Annotated in this window: 20 protein-coding genes; 12 read left to right on the forward strand and 8 right to left on the reverse strand. The window is 70.5% G+C overall.

Translation table 11 applies throughout. The features are described 5' to 3' along the window. The first annotated feature begins 6 nt into the window (after window positions 1-6). The 3 genes from A5655_RS09010 to A5655_RS09020 are packed head-to-tail and all read left to right on the forward strand — an operon-like array spanning window position 7 to window position 1,309. A complete protein-coding gene (locus A5655_RS09010; RefSeq protein ID WP_067008431.1) occupies window positions 7-204 on the forward strand; it encodes a hypothetical protein in 198 nt (65 codons plus the stop codon). Further along, on the forward strand, window positions 201-998 hold the full coding sequence (locus A5655_RS09015) for an alpha/beta fold hydrolase (RefSeq protein WP_067008434.1): 798 nt from the start codon (window positions 201-203) through the stop codon (window positions 996-998). The genes A5655_RS09010 and A5655_RS09015 overlap by 4 nt, the downstream gene beginning before the upstream one ends. Window positions 999-1,000: 2 nt before the next feature. Next, window positions 1,001-1,309, forward strand: a complete 309-nt coding sequence (locus A5655_RS09020; RefSeq protein WP_067008437.1) for an MGMT family protein — start codon at window positions 1,001-1,003, stop codon at window positions 1,307-1,309. A 137-nt stretch (window positions 1,310-1,446) separates the two neighbouring features. Here the strand turns inward: A5655_RS09020 and A5655_RS09025 are convergent, their stop codons facing one another. The 3 genes from A5655_RS09025 to A5655_RS09035 all read right to left on the reverse strand — a co-directional run bounded on the left by A5655_RS09025 (window position 1,447) and on the right by A5655_RS09035 (window position 4,652). Next, a complete protein-coding gene (locus A5655_RS09025; protein WP_067008439.1) occupies window positions 1,447-2,301 on the reverse strand; it encodes a TIGR02569 family protein in 855 nt (284 codons plus the stop codon). A gap of 36 nt (window positions 2,302-2,337) precedes the next feature. Further along, on the reverse strand, window positions 2,338-3,525 hold the full coding sequence (gene moeZ / locus A5655_RS09030) for an adenylyltransferase/sulfurtransferase MoeZ (protein WP_082978568.1): 1,188 nt from the start codon (window positions 3,523-3,525) through the stop codon (window positions 2,338-2,340). 101 nt (window positions 3,526-3,626) lie between these two features. Then, complete coding sequence (locus A5655_RS09035; RefSeq protein ID WP_082978569.1) at window positions 3,627-4,652, reverse strand: DUF3152 domain-containing protein; 1,026 nt, start codon at window positions 4,650-4,652, stop codon at window positions 3,627-3,629. 171 nt (window positions 4,653-4,823) lie between these two features. Between A5655_RS09035 and A5655_RS09040 the strand changes: the two genes are divergently transcribed. Continuing rightward, the gene (locus A5655_RS09040; RefSeq protein ID WP_067008445.1) at window positions 4,824-5,510 is read left to right on the forward strand and encodes a TetR/AcrR family transcriptional regulator; all 687 of its coding nucleotides are present in this window, start codon (window positions 4,824-4,826) and stop codon (window positions 5,508-5,510) included. Here A5655_RS09040 and A5655_RS09045 read toward each other — a convergent pair. Further along, the gene (locus tag A5655_RS09045; protein WP_067008448.1) at window positions 5,497-5,769 is read right to left on the reverse strand and encodes a DUF3107 domain-containing protein; all 273 of its coding nucleotides are present in this window, start codon (window positions 5,767-5,769) and stop codon (window positions 5,497-5,499) included. The two genes, A5655_RS09040 and A5655_RS09045, sit on opposite strands and share 14 nt — an antisense overlap. Window positions 5,770-5,972: 203 nt before the next feature. Between A5655_RS09045 and A5655_RS09050 the strand changes: the two genes are divergently transcribed. After that, window positions 5,973-6,707 carry an MmpS family transport accessory protein gene (locus tag A5655_RS09050; protein ID WP_067008492.1) on the forward strand — a complete coding sequence of 245 codons (735 nt, stop codon included), beginning with the start codon at window positions 5,973-5,975 and terminating at the stop codon, window positions 6,705-6,707. A gap of 4 nt (window positions 6,708-6,711) precedes the next feature. On the opposite strand, the gene A5655_RS09055 is transcribed toward A5655_RS09050, so the two are convergent. Beyond that, window positions 6,712-7,419, reverse strand: coding sequence for a ferritin-like fold-containing protein (locus tag A5655_RS09055; RefSeq protein ID WP_067008451.1), 708 nt, complete (start codon window positions 7,417-7,419; stop codon window positions 6,712-6,714). Window positions 7,420-7,688: 269 nt separating this feature from the next. Here A5655_RS09055 and A5655_RS09060 point away from each other — a divergent pair, with 269 nt between their 5' ends. Both A5655_RS09060 and A5655_RS09065 read left to right on the forward strand, forming a co-directional pair. Next, a complete protein-coding gene (locus tag A5655_RS09060; protein WP_067008454.1) occupies window positions 7,689-9,197 on the forward strand; it encodes a DEAD/DEAH box helicase in 1,509 nt (502 codons plus the stop codon). A 15-nt stretch (window positions 9,198-9,212) separates the two neighbouring features. Then, on the forward strand, window positions 9,213-10,439 hold the full coding sequence (locus A5655_RS09065) for a hypothetical protein (RefSeq protein ID WP_067008457.1): 1,227 nt from the start codon (window positions 9,213-9,215) through the stop codon (window positions 10,437-10,439). Between the two features lie 104 nt (window positions 10,440-10,543). Here A5655_RS09065 and A5655_RS09070 read toward each other — a convergent pair whose 3' ends face one another. Beyond that, window positions 10,544-11,344 carry a ParA family protein gene (locus tag A5655_RS09070; protein ID WP_067008460.1) on the reverse strand — a complete coding sequence of 267 codons (801 nt, stop codon included), beginning with the start codon at window positions 11,342-11,344 and terminating at the stop codon, window positions 10,544-10,546. 110 nt (window positions 11,345-11,454) lie between these two features. Between A5655_RS09070 and A5655_RS09075 the strand changes: the two genes are divergently transcribed. From A5655_RS09075 to A5655_RS09085, 3 genes are read left to right on the forward strand one after another with little or no spacing between them, the layout of a single operon-like run. After that, window positions 11,455-12,066, forward strand: coding sequence for an acid phosphatase (locus A5655_RS09075; protein ID WP_067008463.1), 612 nt, complete (start codon window positions 11,455-11,457; stop codon window positions 12,064-12,066). Then, complete coding sequence (locus A5655_RS09080; RefSeq protein ID WP_067008466.1) at window positions 12,063-13,160, forward strand: isochorismate synthase MenF; 1,098 nt, start codon at window positions 12,063-12,065, stop codon at window positions 13,158-13,160. The genes A5655_RS09075 and A5655_RS09080 overlap by 4 nt, the downstream gene beginning before the upstream one ends. Further along, window positions 13,157-13,639: a GNAT family N-acetyltransferase gene (locus A5655_RS09085; RefSeq protein ID WP_067008468.1), complete on the forward strand. Its 483-nt coding sequence runs from the start codon at window positions 13,157-13,159 to the stop codon at window positions 13,637-13,639. The genes A5655_RS09080 and A5655_RS09085 overlap by 4 nt, the downstream gene beginning before the upstream one ends. Here A5655_RS09085 and A5655_RS09090 read toward each other — a convergent pair. After that, window positions 13,591-14,019 carry a hypothetical protein gene (locus tag A5655_RS09090; RefSeq protein ID WP_067008471.1) on the reverse strand — a complete coding sequence of 143 codons (429 nt, stop codon included), beginning with the start codon at window positions 14,017-14,019 and terminating at the stop codon, window positions 13,591-13,593. The genes A5655_RS09085 and A5655_RS09090 overlap by 49 nt on opposite strands. 69 nt (window positions 14,020-14,088) lie before the next feature. Between A5655_RS09090 and A5655_RS09095 the strand changes: the two genes are divergently transcribed. Together A5655_RS09095 and whiB1 are read left to right on the forward strand one after the other, a co-directional pair. Next, a complete protein-coding gene (locus tag A5655_RS09095; RefSeq protein ID WP_067008474.1) occupies window positions 14,089-15,054 on the forward strand; it encodes a diacylglycerol kinase family protein in 966 nt (321 codons plus the stop codon). 270 nt (window positions 15,055-15,324) lie between these two features. Then, window positions 15,325-15,579, forward strand: a complete 255-nt coding sequence (whiB1, locus tag A5655_RS09100; protein WP_066932419.1) for a transcriptional regulator WhiB1 — start codon at window positions 15,325-15,327, stop codon at window positions 15,577-15,579. A gap of 103 nt (window positions 15,580-15,682) precedes the next feature. On the opposite strand, the gene A5655_RS09105 is transcribed toward whiB1, so the two are convergent. Beyond that, window positions 15,683-16,984, reverse strand: a 1,302-nt coding sequence (locus A5655_RS09105; protein WP_067008477.1) for a sensor histidine kinase, incomplete at its 5' end; no start/stop codon positions are given.

The following is a 16,984-nucleotide window of genomic DNA, read 5'->3' on the forward strand; positions in this document are numbered from 1 at the left end:
GATTGGATGGGGATTGGTCCCGACGACGTGGTGCCCGAGGCAGACGCCGCCGAACAGCGCCAGGCTCTCGACGCCGAGGACGAGGCCGGCCTGGACACCGCCTACCTGGACGCCGCCGCCGATCGCGATGCCAACGAGGCGGACGTCATCGAGCAGGCGTTCGTCGTCCCCGCCGACGACGACTGGGACGACACCGCCGGGTGACCGCCGACCTGCACGTGCACCGCTACGGCCCGGCCGGCCCGGTGCGGATGCTGGCCCTGCACGGCCTGACCGGTTACGGCGGGCGCTGGCAACACCTGGCCGGCTATCTGCCCGAAATCGCCGTCGCCGCACCGGATCTGCTCGGCCACGGCAGGTCGTCGTGGACGGCGCCGTGGACCATCGACGCCAACGTCGCGGCGCTGGCCGCGCTGCTTGACGACGAAGCCGCCTCTAAAGGAGGGGCGCCGGTGCTGGTGGTCGGGCACTCGTTCGGCGGCGCGCTGGCGCTGCGGCTGGCCGCGGCCCACCCGGAGCGGGTGGCGGCGCTGCTGCTGCTCGACCCGGCGGTCGGGCTGGACGGGGCCTGGATGCGCGACATCGCCGAGGCGATGTTCTCCTCCCCCGACTACCCCGACGCCGACGAGGCGCGCCTGGAAAAGGCCACCGGCTCCTGGGCCGACGTCGACCCCGCGTGGCTCGACACCGAGATCGACGAGCACCTGATCGAGCTGCCCAACGGGCGCTACGGCTGGCGCGTCAGCCTGCCGGCCATGATGTCGTACTGGAGCGAGCTGGCCCGGGACGTCGTGCTACCACCCGCCGGAACGGCCACGACCCTGGTGCGGGCCAAGCGGACGTCGCCGCCGTACGTCAGCGATCAGCTGATCGCGGGCCTGCGCGAGCGCCTCGGCTCCGATTTCCGACTGCTGGATTTCGACTGCAATCACATGGTGCCGCACTCGCGGCCCACGGAGGTCGCGGCGCTGATCCGCGAGTTGCTGGAAGCCAGCTGACCGTGGCGCCGGTGACCGATGAGCAGGTCGAGCGGGTGCGTGCCCTGGTCGCGGCGATCCCGCCCGGGCGGGTCGTCACCTACGGCGACATCGCCGCTGTCGCAGGGCTTTCCAGTCCCCGCATCGTCGGATGGGTGATGCGGACCGACTCCTCGGACCTGCCCTGGCACCGGGTGATCACCGCGTCCGGGCGCCCGGCGCAGCACCTGAGGACCCGGCAACTCGAGCTGCTGCGCGCCGAGGGCGTCCTGGCCGTCGACGGCAGGATCGCGCTGGACGAGGTCCGCTACGAGTTCCCGCCGGGGGTCTAGAGCACCAGCACCGTTTTCACTGAATTCCAGTGTGCATTCACGGCTTTGAGTGTGAGCTCACGGCGCGGATTGCGCGGATCTACCGGCCCCCGGTGCACGCTCAAAGCCGTGAGTTCACACTCGAGTGCGCGACCGAGCTAGAGCACCAGCCGGACCAGGGCGGCCGTGCGGGCCAGGCCCGGGAACGCCTCGGCGGTCGAGCGCGGGTGCAGCGCGTGCACGGCCAGGCGAAACATCAAGGCGCGCAACAACATCTGCGGCCACTCCGGCAGCGCGTTCCAGCGTTCGATGAGCCCGTCGTCGGCCTCGCCCCAGGACAGCGCGTCGACGACGACGACGCCCGCCGCCCACGACGCGGGCCGCCAGTAGGGGGTGATGTCGGTGATCCCTGGCGCCGCGGTGCCGATGAAAAGCACTGTGCCGTAAAGGTCCCCGTGGACCAGCTGGTTGGGGCTCTTGGTCGGCTTGCGCAGGCCGGCGAGCTGGTTGATCAGCTCGACCGACTTCTCCGCGTCCGACGACGGCGGTGCGGTGCGCGCGCCCGGCGGCACGGAAGCCATCGGCCGCTCTTCCCAGGCCGCCCGGTCGGCGGCGATGAAGACGTCGACGTCCCCCCACGGCGCGGTGGGGCCCTGGGTCAGGAATCGGGGGCGTTCCAGCTTTCCCGTCGCCTCGTGCAGGCGCACCGCCGCGGAGACAACCTCGTCATGCCGGGGCTCCGGCGTGCCCGCCACGAAGGTGTCCGCCCGCCATCCCGACACCACGTACCGGCCGTCGGTGGAGCGAACGGGCCGGGCCAGCCGGACGCCGTCGACGAACAGCGTCTCCCGCACCCGCGCCGACCAGGCCGCGCGGGCGTGGTCGGCGACGATCGACAACACGACCTCGCCGCATCGCCAGCCGCCCTCCCAGCTGGCCCCCAGCGGGACGGGCTTCACGCCGGTCAAACCAAACGCCGCCAGCACATGCTCCGGCGGTGGCTCGACTGTCACACCGGTAGCGTAATGGAGCCGATCGGCCGGATCGGGTCAGTACATCACCATGTCGGGCTGCATCTGTTTGGCCCACGCCACGATGCCGCCCTGCAAATGCACCGCATCGGAGAACCCGGCCTTCTTCACCGCGGCCAGCGCCTCGGCCGAGCGGACGCCGGTCTTGCAATACAGCACGGCCCTGCGGTCGTGGGGCAGCTGCGCCAGGCCCTCACCGGAGCTGATCAACGACTTCGGGATCAGCTGGGCGCCGTCGATGTGGTTGATGTCCCACTCCACCGGCTCGCGGACGTCGATCAGGGCCAGCTTCTTGCCGGAGTCCAGCAAATCGCGCAGCTCCCGCGGGGTGATGGTGGAATCGGCGGCCGCGGCCGCGCCTTCCGTCGATACCTCGCCGCAGAAGTCCTCGTAGTCGATCAGCTCGGTGATCCTGGGCGTCGACGGGTCCTTGCGGATGCGGATCGTGCGGTAGCTCATCTCCAGCGCGTCGTAGATCATCAGCCGGCCCAGCAGCGGTTCGCCGATCCCGGTGATCAGCTTGATCGCCTCGGTGCCCATGACCGACGCGATGGACGCGCAGATGATGCCCAGCACCCCGCCCTCGGCGCAGGACGGGACCATCCCGGGCGGCGGCGGCTCGGGGTAGAGGTCGCGGTAGTTCAGGCCGCGCCCATTCGGTGCGTCCTCCCAGAACACCGACACCTGGCCCTCGAAGCGGTAGATCGAGCCCCACACGTAGGGCTTGCCGGCCAGCACCGCGGCGTCGTTGACCAGATACCGGGTGGCGAAGTTGTCGGTGCCGTCCACGATCAGGTCGTACTGCGCGAACAGGTCGACGGCGTTGTGCGGCTCCAGGCGGAACTCGTGCAACCGCACGTCGACCAGCGGGTTGATGGCGGCGATCGAGTCGCGCGCCGAGCGGGCCTTGGACCGCCCGACGTCGGCGACGCCGTGGATGATCTGGCGCTGCAGGTTGGACTCGTCGACGACGTCGAAGTCGACGATGCCGATGGTGCCGACGCCCGCGGCGGCCAGGTAGAGCAACGCGGGGGCGCCGAGCCCGCCGGCGCCGATCACCAGCACCCGGGCGTTCTTTAGCCGCTTCTGCCCGTCGACGCCCAGGTCGGGAATGATCAGGTGCCGGCTGTAGCGGGCCACCTCGTCGCGACTCAGCTGGGATGCCGGCTCGACCAGTGGCGGCAGTGACGTCTCAGATGTCGACACCGAACAACTCCTCGGTAGCTTTCGTCAGCTCTATCCATCACAGCAGTTGCCCGATTCAACGGCAAACAACCGCGGTTGCTTCCCGCGCCGGCGCGCGGCGCTCAGGCGATCGGGTACGGCCAGGGGTTGAACCGGCAGGTCTTGCCGTCGGCCTTGACGAAATCGGGGTCGAACTTGGCGGCGTCGTCGTTGGAGGTGGAGAACGTCTGCTGCATCATCACCGGCGCCAGGCCGCCTTGCTGCTCGCAGGGCTCGTGACGCACGTACCCGATCGCGTGGCCGACCTCGTGGTTGATCACGTACTGCCGATAGGAGCCGACGTCGCCCTCGAACGGCACGGCCCCGCGCACCCAGCGGGCCTCGTTGATGAAGACCCGCGCCTGCCGGTCGGGCCCGTAAACCGGGTTGTAGCAGGAGGTCTCCAGCCGGAATTCGTAGCCGCAGCCGCCGCGCACCGTCACCGGCGACACCAGCGAGATCCGGAAGTCGGGCTTGCCGTTATCGATCCGGATGAACGCGAATTGCGGGTTGTGCGTCCAGCCCTTGGGGTTGTCGAGCGTCTGGTCGACCATCTCGGCGAAGGCCTCGTCGCCACCGAACATCGTTGGGTCGATGCCGTTTTCGACCTCGACGGTGTAGCGGAACACCTTGGCGGTGCCCTGGCCGACCTGCGGCATCGTGCCCGGCACGATGTGCCACGCCTTGTCGCCCGCCTCGGTGAAGGGGCCGCCGTCGGGCAGCGTCCCGGCGGGCAGGTTGGCGTCGAAGGCGGCGAGCCCGCGGGGCGGCGCGTCGATGATCGACGTGCCCACCGCGCCGATGTCCGGTGTGCCCTGGATGGATTGCGTCGCCGACGGTTTCGGCGCGCTCGTTCCGGTCACGGTCTGATAGATCACCAGCCCGGTGAGCACCGCCAGAACGGGCAACGCGTACGCCCGCCAGCCGTAGGTGGAGATGAACCGCCCCAACCAGGTTTGCTTGCGCCATTGGCGCGGGCGCTCGCGGTCGGCGCGGGTCCGTCCGGCCCCCGGGCCGATCGGGTCACGCAGCGCGCGGAGTGGTTCTCGCCACTCGTCGCGCACCATGGGAACCCGACCGGTGCTGCGCACGGGCCGCTGGGACGTCATTGCCCCAGGATTGCACAGCCGGCCCGGTGACCGCCCTTGGCGCGCCCGAATGCGGCCCGCGACACCGTGTCTGCCTGCGGCGACGGTGGCGATGACGATCGCGAACGGACCACGGGTAGTAATGTCTTTGCGACGAGCCGCGCCCGGCGGCGACAATCAGATGAGGACCCGATGAGCGATCTCGCCAAGCCGGCGGCACGACGCGCCGTCAAAGCGGCCGACCGTGGTCGGCCGGGGGACGGCGTCGTGCCCGCCAACCGGCGCGGCAACCGCTTGCCCCGCGACGAGCGGCGGGGCCAACTGCTGATCGTCGCCAGCGACGTCTTCGTCAACCGCGGCTATCACGCGGCGGGCATGGACGAGATCGCCGACCGGGCCGGGGTCAGCAAACCGGTTCTGTACCAACACTTTTCGAGCAAGCTGGAGCTTTACCTGGCGGTGCTGCACCGGCACGTCGAAAACCTGGTCTCCGGTGTGCAGCAGGCCCTGAGCACCACCACCGACAACCGGCGGCGGTTGCACGCGGCGGTGCAGGCGTTCTTCGACTTCATCGAGCACGACAGCCAGGGCTACCGGCTGATCTTCGAGAACGACTACGTCACCGAGCCCGAGGTCGCCGCGCAGGTGCGGGTGGCGACGGAATCGTGCACCGACGCGGTTTTCGATCTGATCAGCGCCGATTCGGGGCTCGACCCGCACCGCGCCCGGATGATCGCGGTGGGACTGGTCGGCATCAGCGTCGACTGCGCCCGGTACTGGCTGGACTCCGACCGCCCGATCTCCAAGGCCGACGCCGTCGACGGCACCGTGCAGTTCGCCTGGGGTGGGCTGTCACACGTGCCGCTTACTCGCCCTTAGCGGCCTTTCCCGCGTGCTTGCCGGCCGACTCGGCCCCGATTCCGAACCCGACCCGGCGGGCGTCCGCGACACCGATTTCGACGTAGGCGATCTTGGAGCTCTGGATCAGGAAGCGACGGCCCCGCTCGTCGTTCAGGCTGAGCAGGCCCGAGCTGTCGCGCAACGCGCCCGCGACGAGCTCTTCGACTTCGGCTTGCGTCTGGGTACTGGACAGGACCAGCTCCCGCGGACTGTCCGTGATACCGATTTTGACCTCCACGGTGGCCCCTTCCGTTCGTACCAATGGCGTTGAAGTTCCTCAGACGTGTCAGCAGCAGGCTAGTGGACGCGCCTGGGCCGCATGTGTCCCCGGCCCCCGGATTCGCGGTGAGCGAACCGCGGCCCGACCGAACATAACGATTCGCTCCCAGCTCGGCCAACATGGCGTTCGCCGCCCGGATCGACGCTAGTCACATCGGTAACATCGGCACCATCAGAAACATGCTGACCGATCGTCTCGGCCCGGACCCTGGCTACGTTCAGGACGATCCCGAAGACGACGACTACGACGGAGCCGACACCGACGTCCTGGGCGGCTACGGCGACCTGGCCTGGCCGGCCGACTCGCGCTGGCGCCCGGCGGCGGCGATCCTCGGCGCGGTGGTGGCCCTCGGCGCCATCGCGACCGCCGTCATCGTCAACAGCGGCGACAGCGCATCGACGAAGGCGACCGTGGGGGCGCCACCGCCGCGGACGCTGACCTCCGCGCCGCCCGCGCCCAGGACCCCGGTGGCCCAGCCCAGCCCGTCTCAGACCCCGTTACCGCCCGAGACCGTGACCACGGTGGCCCCGCCGCCCAGCGCGTCGCCCAGCCCGGTGCCGACGCCGACGCAGACGCCGACCGCCGCGCCGCCCCCGGCGGCCGCACCGCCGCCGGTCGCGCTGAACCCGCGCACCGTCATCTACACCGTCACCGGGACGAAACAGCTGCTGGACCTGGTGAACGTGGCCTACACCGATGCCCGCGGCTACCCGCAGACCGAGTTCAACGTGTCGCTGCCGTGGTCGAAGGTGATCGTCCTGAACCCCGGGGTCCAGACGGTCTCGGTGGTCGCGACCAGCTTCTACGGCCGGCTCAACTGCTCCGTCGTCAACGCCGCCGGTCAACCGGTGGTGATGTCGACGAACAACGGCGTGATGGCGACCTGCACGCGCTGAGGCGTCAGCTCAGGCCGAGTTCGCGCATCCGCCGGTCGTGCGTCTGCTGCAGGCGGTCGAAGAACGCGCTGAGCTGGCCCAGGCCGCCGGGTCCGGACACCACCAGGTCGACCAGCTCGTCGTGCTCGGCCAACACGTACTGGGCCTGGGTGATGGCCTCCCCGAACAGCCGGCGGGACCACAGCGCCAGCCGGCTGCGCTGCTTGCCGCTGCCCGTCACCGCGGCCCGCACCTCGGCGACGACGAACTGCGAGTGCCCGGTCTCCGACAGCGCCGCCCGCACCACGTCGGCGACCTCGTCGGGCAGCCCGTCGGCGATCTCCAGGTACAGGTCGGCGGCCAGCGCGTCGCCCACATAGGTCTTCACCAGCGCTTCCAGCCACGTGCTCGGCATGGTCAGCCGGTGGTAGTTCTCCAGCGCCGAGACGTACTTGGACATCGCCGACACCACGTCGACGCCGCGGCGTTCCAACGCGTCGCGCAGCAGCTCGTAGTGCTGCATCTCGGCGGCGGCCATGCTCGCCATCGAGATCCGTCCCCGCAGGTCGGGCGCCATCCGCGCCTCGTCGGTGAGCCGGTAGAACGCGGCGACCTCGCCGTAGGCCAGCACCGCGAACAACTCGTTGACGCCAGGGTGATCCGCCGACAGCCGCGAGGCAGGCGGATCGTCCACCTGATCGGCGTGGGAGGGCCCGGAAAGGGGCGGGGTCATGGCAACACTCTAGTCGGCGGGATTAGCACCAAATGGGCGCCAGCTTTCGACCAGCTATCATGGACGCAGGTATTGGCTGAATTTTATCGCCGCCAGTATCTGCGAAATGTGCGTGCACAGCTGGCCCGCCCGTCCTGACCCGCTCAGGCCGTATCAAGGGCCGCGCCTCGGCGACGTATTCGGAGTCGGAACTCGTGCGCGCGTGACCGCGACAGAGAAACACCGACACAACAGGCGAATAACGTCACCGAAAGGCTTGTCATCCGCGTATGACCGCACCTACCAGCACAACTGAACTCACCTTTGCCAAACTCGGCGTCCGCGACGAAATCGTCCGCGCACTGGCGGAAAAGGGCATCGAGAGCCCGTTTGCCATCCAAGAACTGACCCTGCCGCTGGCGCTCGCCGGCGACGACGTGATCGGCCAGGCCCGCACCGGCATGGGCAAGACCTTCGCGTTCGGCGTGCCGCTGCTGCAGCGCATCACCGACCGCGCCGGCATCCGGCCGCTCAACGGCACCCCCCGCGCGCTGGTCGTGGTGCCGACCCGCGAGCTCTGCATGCAGGTCACCGAGGACCTGGCCGTCGCGGCCAAGTACCTCAAGGCCGACGACGACCGCCGGCTCTCCGTGGTGTCGATCTACGGGGGACGCGCCTACGAGCCGCAGATCGAGGCGCTGCAGAAGGGCGCCGACGTCGTGGTGGGCACCCCCGGCCGGCTGCTCGACCTGGCCCAGCAGGGGCACCTGCAGCTCGGTGGGCTGTCCGCGCTGGTGCTCGACGAGGCCGACGAGATGCTCGACCTCGGCTTCCTGCCCGACATCGAGCGCATCCTGCGCCAGATTCCCGCGGACCGGCAGTCGATGCTGTTCTCGGCGACCATGCCGGGCCCGATCATCACGCTGGCCCGCACCTTCATGAACCAGCCCACCCACATCCGCGCGGAGGCGCCGCACTCGGCGGCCACCCACGACACCACCGAGCAGTTCGTCTACCGCGCCCACGCGCTGGACAAGGTGGAAATGGTCAGCCGGATCCTGCAGGCCGACGGCCGGGGCGCGACCATGATCTTCACCCGCACCAAGCGCACCGCGCAGAAGGTCGCCGATGAGCTGGCCGAGCGGGGCTTCAAGGTCGGTGCCGTGCACGGCGACCTGGGGCAGATCGCCCGCGAAAAGGCGCTGAAGGCGTTCCGCGCCGGTGACATCGACGTGCTCGTCGCGACCGACGTGGCCGCCCGCGGCATCGACATCGACGACATCACCCACGTCATCAACTACCAGATCCCCGAGGACGAGCAGGCCTACGTGCACCGGATCGGCCGCACCGGCCGCGCCGGCAAGACCGGTATCGCCGTCACCCTGGTGGACTGGGACGAGCTGCCCCGCTGGTCGATGATCGACAAGGCGCTGGGCCTGGAGAACCCCGAGCCCGCCGAGACCTACTCGAACTCGCCGCACCTCTACGACGAGATGGGCATTCCCGCCGAGGCGGGCGGCACGGTCGGCTCGCCACGCAAGTCACCGGTCAAGCGCCGCGACGCCGACCGCAAGGGACCGGCCGAGGGCGCCGAGAAGCCCGCGCGCTCCGGCCGCGCCCGCTCCGGCGAGCGGCGGCGTCGCACCCGCGGCGGCCAACCGACCACCGGGCACCCCGCCGGCACCAACGGCGAAGCCCCCTCGGAGACGGCTTCGGCCGCACCGACCGGTAGCTCGGGGAGCAACCGGCGCCGCCGTCGGCGCCGCAAGCCCGCTGAAGCCCCTGCCGCAGCCAACTGAGGCCCGCGCCGCCGCATGGTCAAACCGGAGCGCCGCACGAAGGGCGACGTGTTGGCCGCCGCGGCGATCGCGGTCGTCGTCGCCGTGGCGGCGGCGCTGATCTGGTGGACCAGCGACGCGCGGGCAACCGTGAGCCGGCCCGCCGCCATCCCGGCGCCCGCCCCGACCCCCGCCCGCGACGTCCCGGCCACCCTGAAGCAGCTGTGGACCGCGCGTAGCCCCGGCACCACCGCGCCCGTCGTGGTCAGCGGGACGATCGCCACCGCCGACGGCCACCGGGTCGACGGACGCGACCCGGGCACGGGGCAGACCCGCTGGAGCTACGCCCGCGACACCGACCTGTGCGGGCTGTCCTGGGTCTACCACTACGCCGTCGCCGTCTACAAGGACGACCGGGGCTGCGGGCAGGTCAGCACCCTCGACGGCGCCACCGGCCGGCGCGGCGCCGCGCGCAGCGGCTACGCCGACCCCGCCGTGCGGCTTTCCTCCGACGGCACCACGGTGTTGTCGGCCGGCGATACCCGGCTCGAGCTGTGGCGCTCCGACATGGTCCGGATGCTGGCCTACGGCGAGACGGACGCCCGGGTGAAACCGTCGGCGCGCGGGCTGCACTCGGGGTGCCGGCTGATCTCGGCGGCGGCCAGCTCGTCGGCGGTGTCGGTGCTGGAGAGCTGCGGGCAGCCGGGCGACCTGCGGCTGGTCCTGCTGCGCCCCGGCAAGGAAGACGACGAACCACAGCAGCACGTGGTGGCCGAACCCGGGATCGGGGCCGATTCGGGCGCCCGGGTGCTGACCGTGTGGGAGAACAACACCGCGGTGTACCTGCCCTCCCCGCAACCGCGGATCGACGTCGTCGACGACACCGGCACCACCGTGGCGAGCACGCTGCTGGCCAAGCCGCCGTCGAGCTCGGCGGCGGTGTCGCAGACGGGCAACCTGGTGACCTGGTGGACCGGCGATTCGCTGATGGTCTTCGAGGCGAGCAACCTGACCCTGCGCTACACGATCGCGGCCGGCGAGACGGGCCCCGACAGAGTGGCGCCGCTGGGGCCGGGAGTGATGATGGCCGGCCGGCTGCTGGTGCCGGTCACCGGCGCGATCGGGGTCTACGACCCGCTCAGCGGCGCGAACGAGCGCTACATCCCGGTGAACCGTTCGCCGGGCAGCGCGGCGGTGGTCCCGGCCGTTTCGGGGTCGCGGGTGTTCGAGCAGCGCGGCGACACCGTGGTGGCGCTGGGCTGAGTGCGGCGGCGTTGGGCGTGAATCCTGGGCTTTGGGTGTGAATCCTGGGTCGGGAAATCGCAGCGATCACGCCGTCAGTTCACACTCAACTCCGTCGGCGGAGGTTAGATCTCGACGGCGAACGTCGGCAACGGCTTGCCGGTCTTCCAATGCTTGAGCAACGCCTTCGCCAACTCGGCGTAGGCCACCGCGCCCTTGTTCTTGCGCCCGGCCATCACCGAGGACCCCGAGGCGCTCGCCTCGGCGAACCGCACCGTGCGCGGGATCGGCGGGGCGAGCACCGGCATTTCGTAGCGGTCGGCGACGTCGACCAGCACGTCGCGGGTGTGGGTGGTGCGGGAGTCGTACAGCGTCGGCAACGCGCCGAGCAGCCGCAGATCCGGGTTGGTGATCTGCTGGACGTCGGCGACGGTGCGCAGGAACTGGCCGACGCCGCGGTGCGCGAGCGTCTCGCACTGCAGCGGCACGATGACCTCGTCGGCCGCCGTCAGCCCGTTGAGAGTGAGCACGCCCAGCGACGGGGGGCAGTCGATGACGACGACGTCGAACTGGTCGGAGAGCTTGGCCAGCGCGCGTTTGAGCGCGTATTCGCGGCCGGCCCGCATCAGCAGCATCGCCTCGGCGCCCGCGAGGTCAATGTTGGCCGGCAGCAGCGTCATTCCCTCCATCGTCGCGACCAGCGCGGCGTTCGGCTCGACCTCACCGAGCAGGACCTCGTGCACCGACACCGGCAGCTTGTCGGGATCCTGGCCGAGCGAGAAGGTCAAACAGCCCTGCGGATCCAGATCCACGAGCAGCACCCGCTGGCCCTCGTCCGCCATCGCCGCCCCCAGCGAGGCAACCGTGGTCGTCTTGGCGACCCCGCCCTTCTGGTTGGCCACCGCCAATACCCGGGTCTTACTCACAAGCGCCCGCCCCTCCTTGTTGCCGCGGTCACAGTGCCCATCCTGGCATGTTCGTTCGCCATCCGCTTCAGCCGACGGCCCGGCATGTCCGTCCGGCAGAATCGGTCGGCATGGGCATCTACAACCACCGGCTGGTGCTGCTCCGCCACGGCGAAACCCCGTGGTCCAAGTCCGGCCAGCACACCGGTCGCACCGACCTCGAGCTCACCGATCACGGGCGGGTCCAGGCCGAGCTCGCGGGCCGCGTCATCGGTGAACTGAACCTCGCCGACCCGCTGGTGGTCAGCAGCCCGCGCGTCCGGGCGCTGACCACCGCCAAGCTGGCCGGCCTCACCGTCGATGAGGTGTCGCCCATGCTCGCCGAATGGGACTACGGCTCCTACGAGGGGCTGACGACCCGGCAGATCCGGGAATCCGACCCCGATTGGCTGGTGTGGACGCACGGCTGCCCGGGCGGCGAGAGCGTGGCGCAGGTCAGCGACCGCGCGGACAAGGCCGTCGAATTCGCGTTGGGGCACATGGGTTCGCGCGACGTGGTGTTCGTGGGCCACAGCCACTTCTCCCGGTCGGTGATCACCCGCTGGGTCGAGTTGCCGCTCGTCGAGGGCAGCCGGTTCTGGATGCTCGCCGGCTCGATCGCCGTGTGCGGGTTCGAGCACGGCGTGCGACAGCTCGCCGCGCTCGGGCTGACCGGCAACCCGCAGGCGATCGCACCCGGGTGAGCACCGAACCGCCGTTCGCGCTGTGCGGGCCCCGGGGGACGCTGGTCGCCGAGGGGGTGCGCGCGAGCTACCGCGACGTGGGCGCCGCCCAGGCCGCACTGCGCTCGGGATCGGCCCCAATCGTGTTGGGCGCGTTGCCTTTCGACGTGAACCGGCCCGCGGCCCTGCTGGTGCCCGACGCCGTGGTCGCCACCGACGGGCCGCCCGACTGGCCCGCGGGCCCGCTGCCGCCGGTCCGCGTCGCCGCCGCGCTGCCGCCGCCGGCCGACTACCGCGCGCAGATCATTCGCGCCCGCGACGAGCTCGCGGCACCGGGCAACCCGCTGCACAAGGTGGTGCTGTCCCGCGCCCTGCAACTGGTCGCCGACGCGGCGCTGGATGCCCGCGTGCTGCTGCGCCGACTGGTCGCCGCCGACCCGGCCGCCTACGGCTACCTCGTCGACCTGACCGCCGCCGGCGACGACTACGCCGGCGCGGCGCTGGTGGGCGCCAGCCCCGAACTTCTGGTCGCGCGCGCCGGCGATCGCGTGATGTGCCAGCCGTTCGCCGGCTCGGCCCCGCGGGCCGCCGACCCGGAGATCGACGCGGCCAACGGGGCCGCGCTCGCCCGCTCCGCCAAGGACCGCCACGAGCACCGCCTGGTGATCGACACCATGCGGGCCGCGCTGGAACCGCTGTGCGACGAACTGGTCATCGCCGACGAACCGCAGTTGAGCCGCACCGCCGCGGTCTGGCACCTCTGCACCCCGATCAGCGGCCGGCTGCGCGACAAGTCAACCACCGCAATCGATTTGGCGCTGGCCCTGCACCCCACTCCGGCCGTCGGCGGCGTTCCGACGAAGGCCGCGACCGATCTCATCGCCGAGCTGGAGGGCGACCGCGGCTTCTATGCCGGGGCGGTGGGCTGGTGCGACGCCGGCGGCGACGGCCACTGGGTGGTGTCGCTGCGCTGCGCGCAGCTGTCGGCCGACCGGCGCACCGCCCTGGCGCGCGCCGGCGGCGGCATCGTCGCCGAATCCGACCCCGACGACGAAGTCGCCGAAACCACAACGAAATTCGCCACGATATTGACCGCGCTGGAAGTTGAGCAATGACGGAAAACATCCGCCGCGCCGTCCCGGGTGACGCCGGCGATATTACCGACATGATTCACGCGCTCGCCGAATTCGAACGCGCGACCGAGCAATGCACTGTCACCGAAACACAAATTTCCTCAGCGCTTTTCGACAATTCACCGATCGTGCACGGGCACGTGGCCGAGGTCGACGGCGAGATCGCCGCCATGGCGTTGTGGTTCGTCAACTTCTCGACGTGGGACGGCGTCGCGGGCATCTACCTCGAAGACCTGTTCGTACGGCCCGGTTTTCGCCGCCGCGGTCTCGCCCGCAAGCTGCTGGCGGCGCTGGCCCGCGAATGCCTCGACAAGGGCTACACGCGGTTGTCCTGGGCGGTGCTGAACTGGAACGTCGATGCCATCGCGCTCTACGACGGCGTCGGCGCCGCGCCGCAGCGCGAGTGGACCACCTACCGGCTGTCCGGTCCGTCGTTGGCCGAGCTGGCGGGGCGGCCCTGATCGCCGGCGGCCCAGCGCACGGCCGCCGGAGTGAAGAGCAGGGCCAGCACGCCCAGCGCCACGATGCCGACCGGGACGCCGAACCCCGGCCGGTGCGACCCGATCCCGAGGTACCAGGCCACGGGAAGCAGCAGCAGCTGCGTGAAGACGGCCACCCCGCGGCCCCAGCGCTTGCCGAGCACCAGCGCGCGCCCCGCGGCCAGCACGACGCCGCCGACCAGCACGAACCACGCCGCCGTGCCCAGGCCGTTCACCACGCGCTGGTCGGCCCCGGCGATGCCGCGCACCACCAGCGCGATGGCCATGACCAGGGCGGCGACGCCCTGCACCGCGACGATCACGCCCGCCGCGCGGACGGTGGATGGGGCGCGCGGATTCACAGCGTCAGCGTAGCCAGGCGCGCTTGCCCCAAAGCGGGGCCTTAACCGCCCCGCATAAGCTCGTGCATCATGCGCGCCGTGCTGATCGTGAATCCCACAGCCACTTCCACCACTCCAGCCGGGCGCGACCTTCTCGCGCACGCGCTCAAAAGCCGCCTGCAGCTGACCGTCGAGCACACCACCCACCGGGGTCACGGCACCGAACTCGCGCACCGGGCGGTCGAGGACGGGGTCGACCTGGTCGTCGTGCACGGCGGCGACGGCACGGTGAGCGGCGTGGTCAACGGCTTGCTCGGCCGCCCCGGCACCGCCGGCCCGGGGCCGGTGCCCGCCCTGGCGGTGGTGCCCGGCGGATCGGCCAACGTGCTGGCCCGGTCGCTGGGCATTTCCCCGGATCCGGTGGCCGCGACCAACCAGCTCATCCAGCTGCTCGACGACTACCGCCGCCACCAGACGTGGCGGCGGATCAGCCTGATCGACTGCGGCGAGCAGTGGGCCGTGATCAACGCCGGGATGGGCGTCGACGCGGAGGTGGTCGCCGGGGTGGAAAAGCAGCGCAACAAGGGCGTCAAGGTCACCCCGCTGCGCTATTGGCGCGTGGCGATACCCGTCACGCTGGCCTTCCGCCGCCGCGAACCGCTCCTCACGGTGGAACTCGCCGGCCGCGAGCCCGTCACCGGCGTGCACTTCGCCTGGGTGTCCAACACCAGCCCCTGGACCTACAGCAACAGCCGCCCGCTGGTGACCAACCCCGGCTGCAGCTTCGAGTCGGGCCTCGGGGTGTTCGCGCTCACCGAGATGAAGGTGTTCCCCACGCTGCGACTGGTCCGCCAGCTGCTGGGCAGCGGGCCGAAGGGCGAGCCGGCACAGCTCATCCGCGACGACGACGCCGCCTGCCTGCGGGTGACCTCGACCGCGGGCCCGGTCGCCAGCCAGTTCGACGGCGATTACCTCGGGCTGCGCCAAACCATGACGTTCCGGTCGGTTCCCGATGCGCTGCCGGTGGCCGCCCCGCCCGGCAAAAACCACCTATGAGCTGCGGAGACTGACCGCCGGGAGCAACATCACAGCGGAAACGGCCCGTCAGTGTAGTACAACGGACTAAGGGCCTGAATAAGAAGTCTGTGAAGTGAGATAGCCCACGAGGCTACGCACGACTATTGACATCTGTTGAGCCTGTGAAACGATCGAAAGGTTGCATGCAGAAATTCATGTAGGGGTGCGGACCCTTTTCTTGTGCACGCTTTAACAGCCGAAGAAAAAGACCGTGCGCCTTGCTGCGCACTCAGTGAGGAGTAACAACTTATGGATTGGCGCCACAAGGCGGTCTGTCGCGACGAGGACCCGGAGCTGTTCTTCCCGGTAGGGAACAGCGGCCCCGCGCTCGCGCAGATCGCTGACGCGAAACTGGTCTGCAATCGGTGCCAGGTGACCACGGAATGCCTTTCGTGGGCCCTGAACACCGGCCAGGACTCGGGCGTCTGGGGGGGCATGAGCGAAGATGAGCGGCGCGCGCTCAAGCGCCGCAACGCCCGGACGAAGGCCCGCAGCGGAGTCTGACGGCAGTTTGCATACGGTGCGGCCCCGACAATCGTCGGGGCCGCACCGTTGTGTTTAGGGCGCGAACCGACAGGCGTCGGGTCGCGCAGGTGTGTTTGGGCATCTACAGCAACAGCCGCGTTCGCCGCCCGATGGGCACCCGCAGCACCACATCGGTGCCGCGGGCGGGGGCGTGCCGCATCCCCAGCGTGCCGTCCAGCTCCGCGGACACCAGGGTCCGCACGATCTGCAGGCCCAGGCTGTCGGAGTTCTCCAGGCTGAAGCCGTCGGGCAGGCCGCGCCCGTCGTCGTGCACGACGACGTCGAGCCAGCGCGCCGAGCGCTCGGCCCGAATGGTCACGGACCCTTCCTGGGCCGCCGGGTCGAAGGCGTGCTCGATCGCGTTCTGGACGAGTTCGGTGATCACCATGATCAGGGCCGTCGCGCGGTCGGAGTCCAGCACGCCCAGGTCCCCGACCCGGTTGATCCGAATGGGCCGGTCCACCGACGCCACGTCGTTCATGATCGGCAGGATCCGGTCGATGACCTCGTCGAGGTTCACCTGCTCGTCGACCGACATCGACAGCGCGTCGTGGACCAGGGCGATCGACGACACCCGGCGCACCGACTCGATCAGCGCCTCCCGCCCCTCGGCGTTGGCGGTCCGCCGGGCCTGCAGCCGCAGCAGCGCGGCCACCGTTTGCAGGTTGTTCTTCACCCGGTGGTGGATCTCGCGGATGGTGGCGTCCTTGGAGATCAGGGCCCGGTCGCGGCGCTTGACCTCCGTGATGTCGCGGATCAGCACCGCGGCGCCGGCGCTGGCGCCGTGGACCACCAGCGGCAGCGTCCGCAGCAGCACCGTGGCGCCGCCCGCGTCGACCTCCATGCGCATGCTCCGACCGCCGGCCAGCAGGTCGCGCACGTGCTCGGCCACCTCCTGCGCCTCGAAGGGGTCGGAGATCAGCGGCCGCGTCGCGTCGATGAGGTTGTGGCCCTCCAGCTCCGACGTCAACCCCATCCTGTGATAGGCCGACAGCGCGTTGGGGCTGGCGTACGCGACGACGCCGTCGACGTCGAGGCGGATGAACCCGTCGCCCGCGCGGGGCGTGGAGCGCGACATGACCACGTCGCCGACGTCGGGGAAGGTGCCCTCGGCGAGCATGTGCACCAGGTCGTTGGCGCACTCCCGGTATGCGGTCTCCAGGTGGCCGGCCGTGCGGTCGGCCGCCTCCGCGGTCTGGTGCCGCGTCACCACCGCCACCACGTTGCCGCCGTACCGCACCGGGGAGGCCTCGACGTGGGGGCCGGGCAGTTCCCACGAATGTTGTTGGTCCGCAGCACTTTCCGATGTGGTGGCGGCGGGCCGGAAGGTCTCGTCGACGAGCGGCAGCCGGTCGGCGGCGACGACGGTGCCGACGGCATCGGT

Origin of the sequence: Mycobacterium sp. 1081908.1, assembly GCF_001673535.1 — a bacterium.
Classification (GTDB): domain Bacteria; phylum Actinomycetota; class Actinomycetes; order Mycobacteriales; family Mycobacteriaceae; genus Mycobacterium.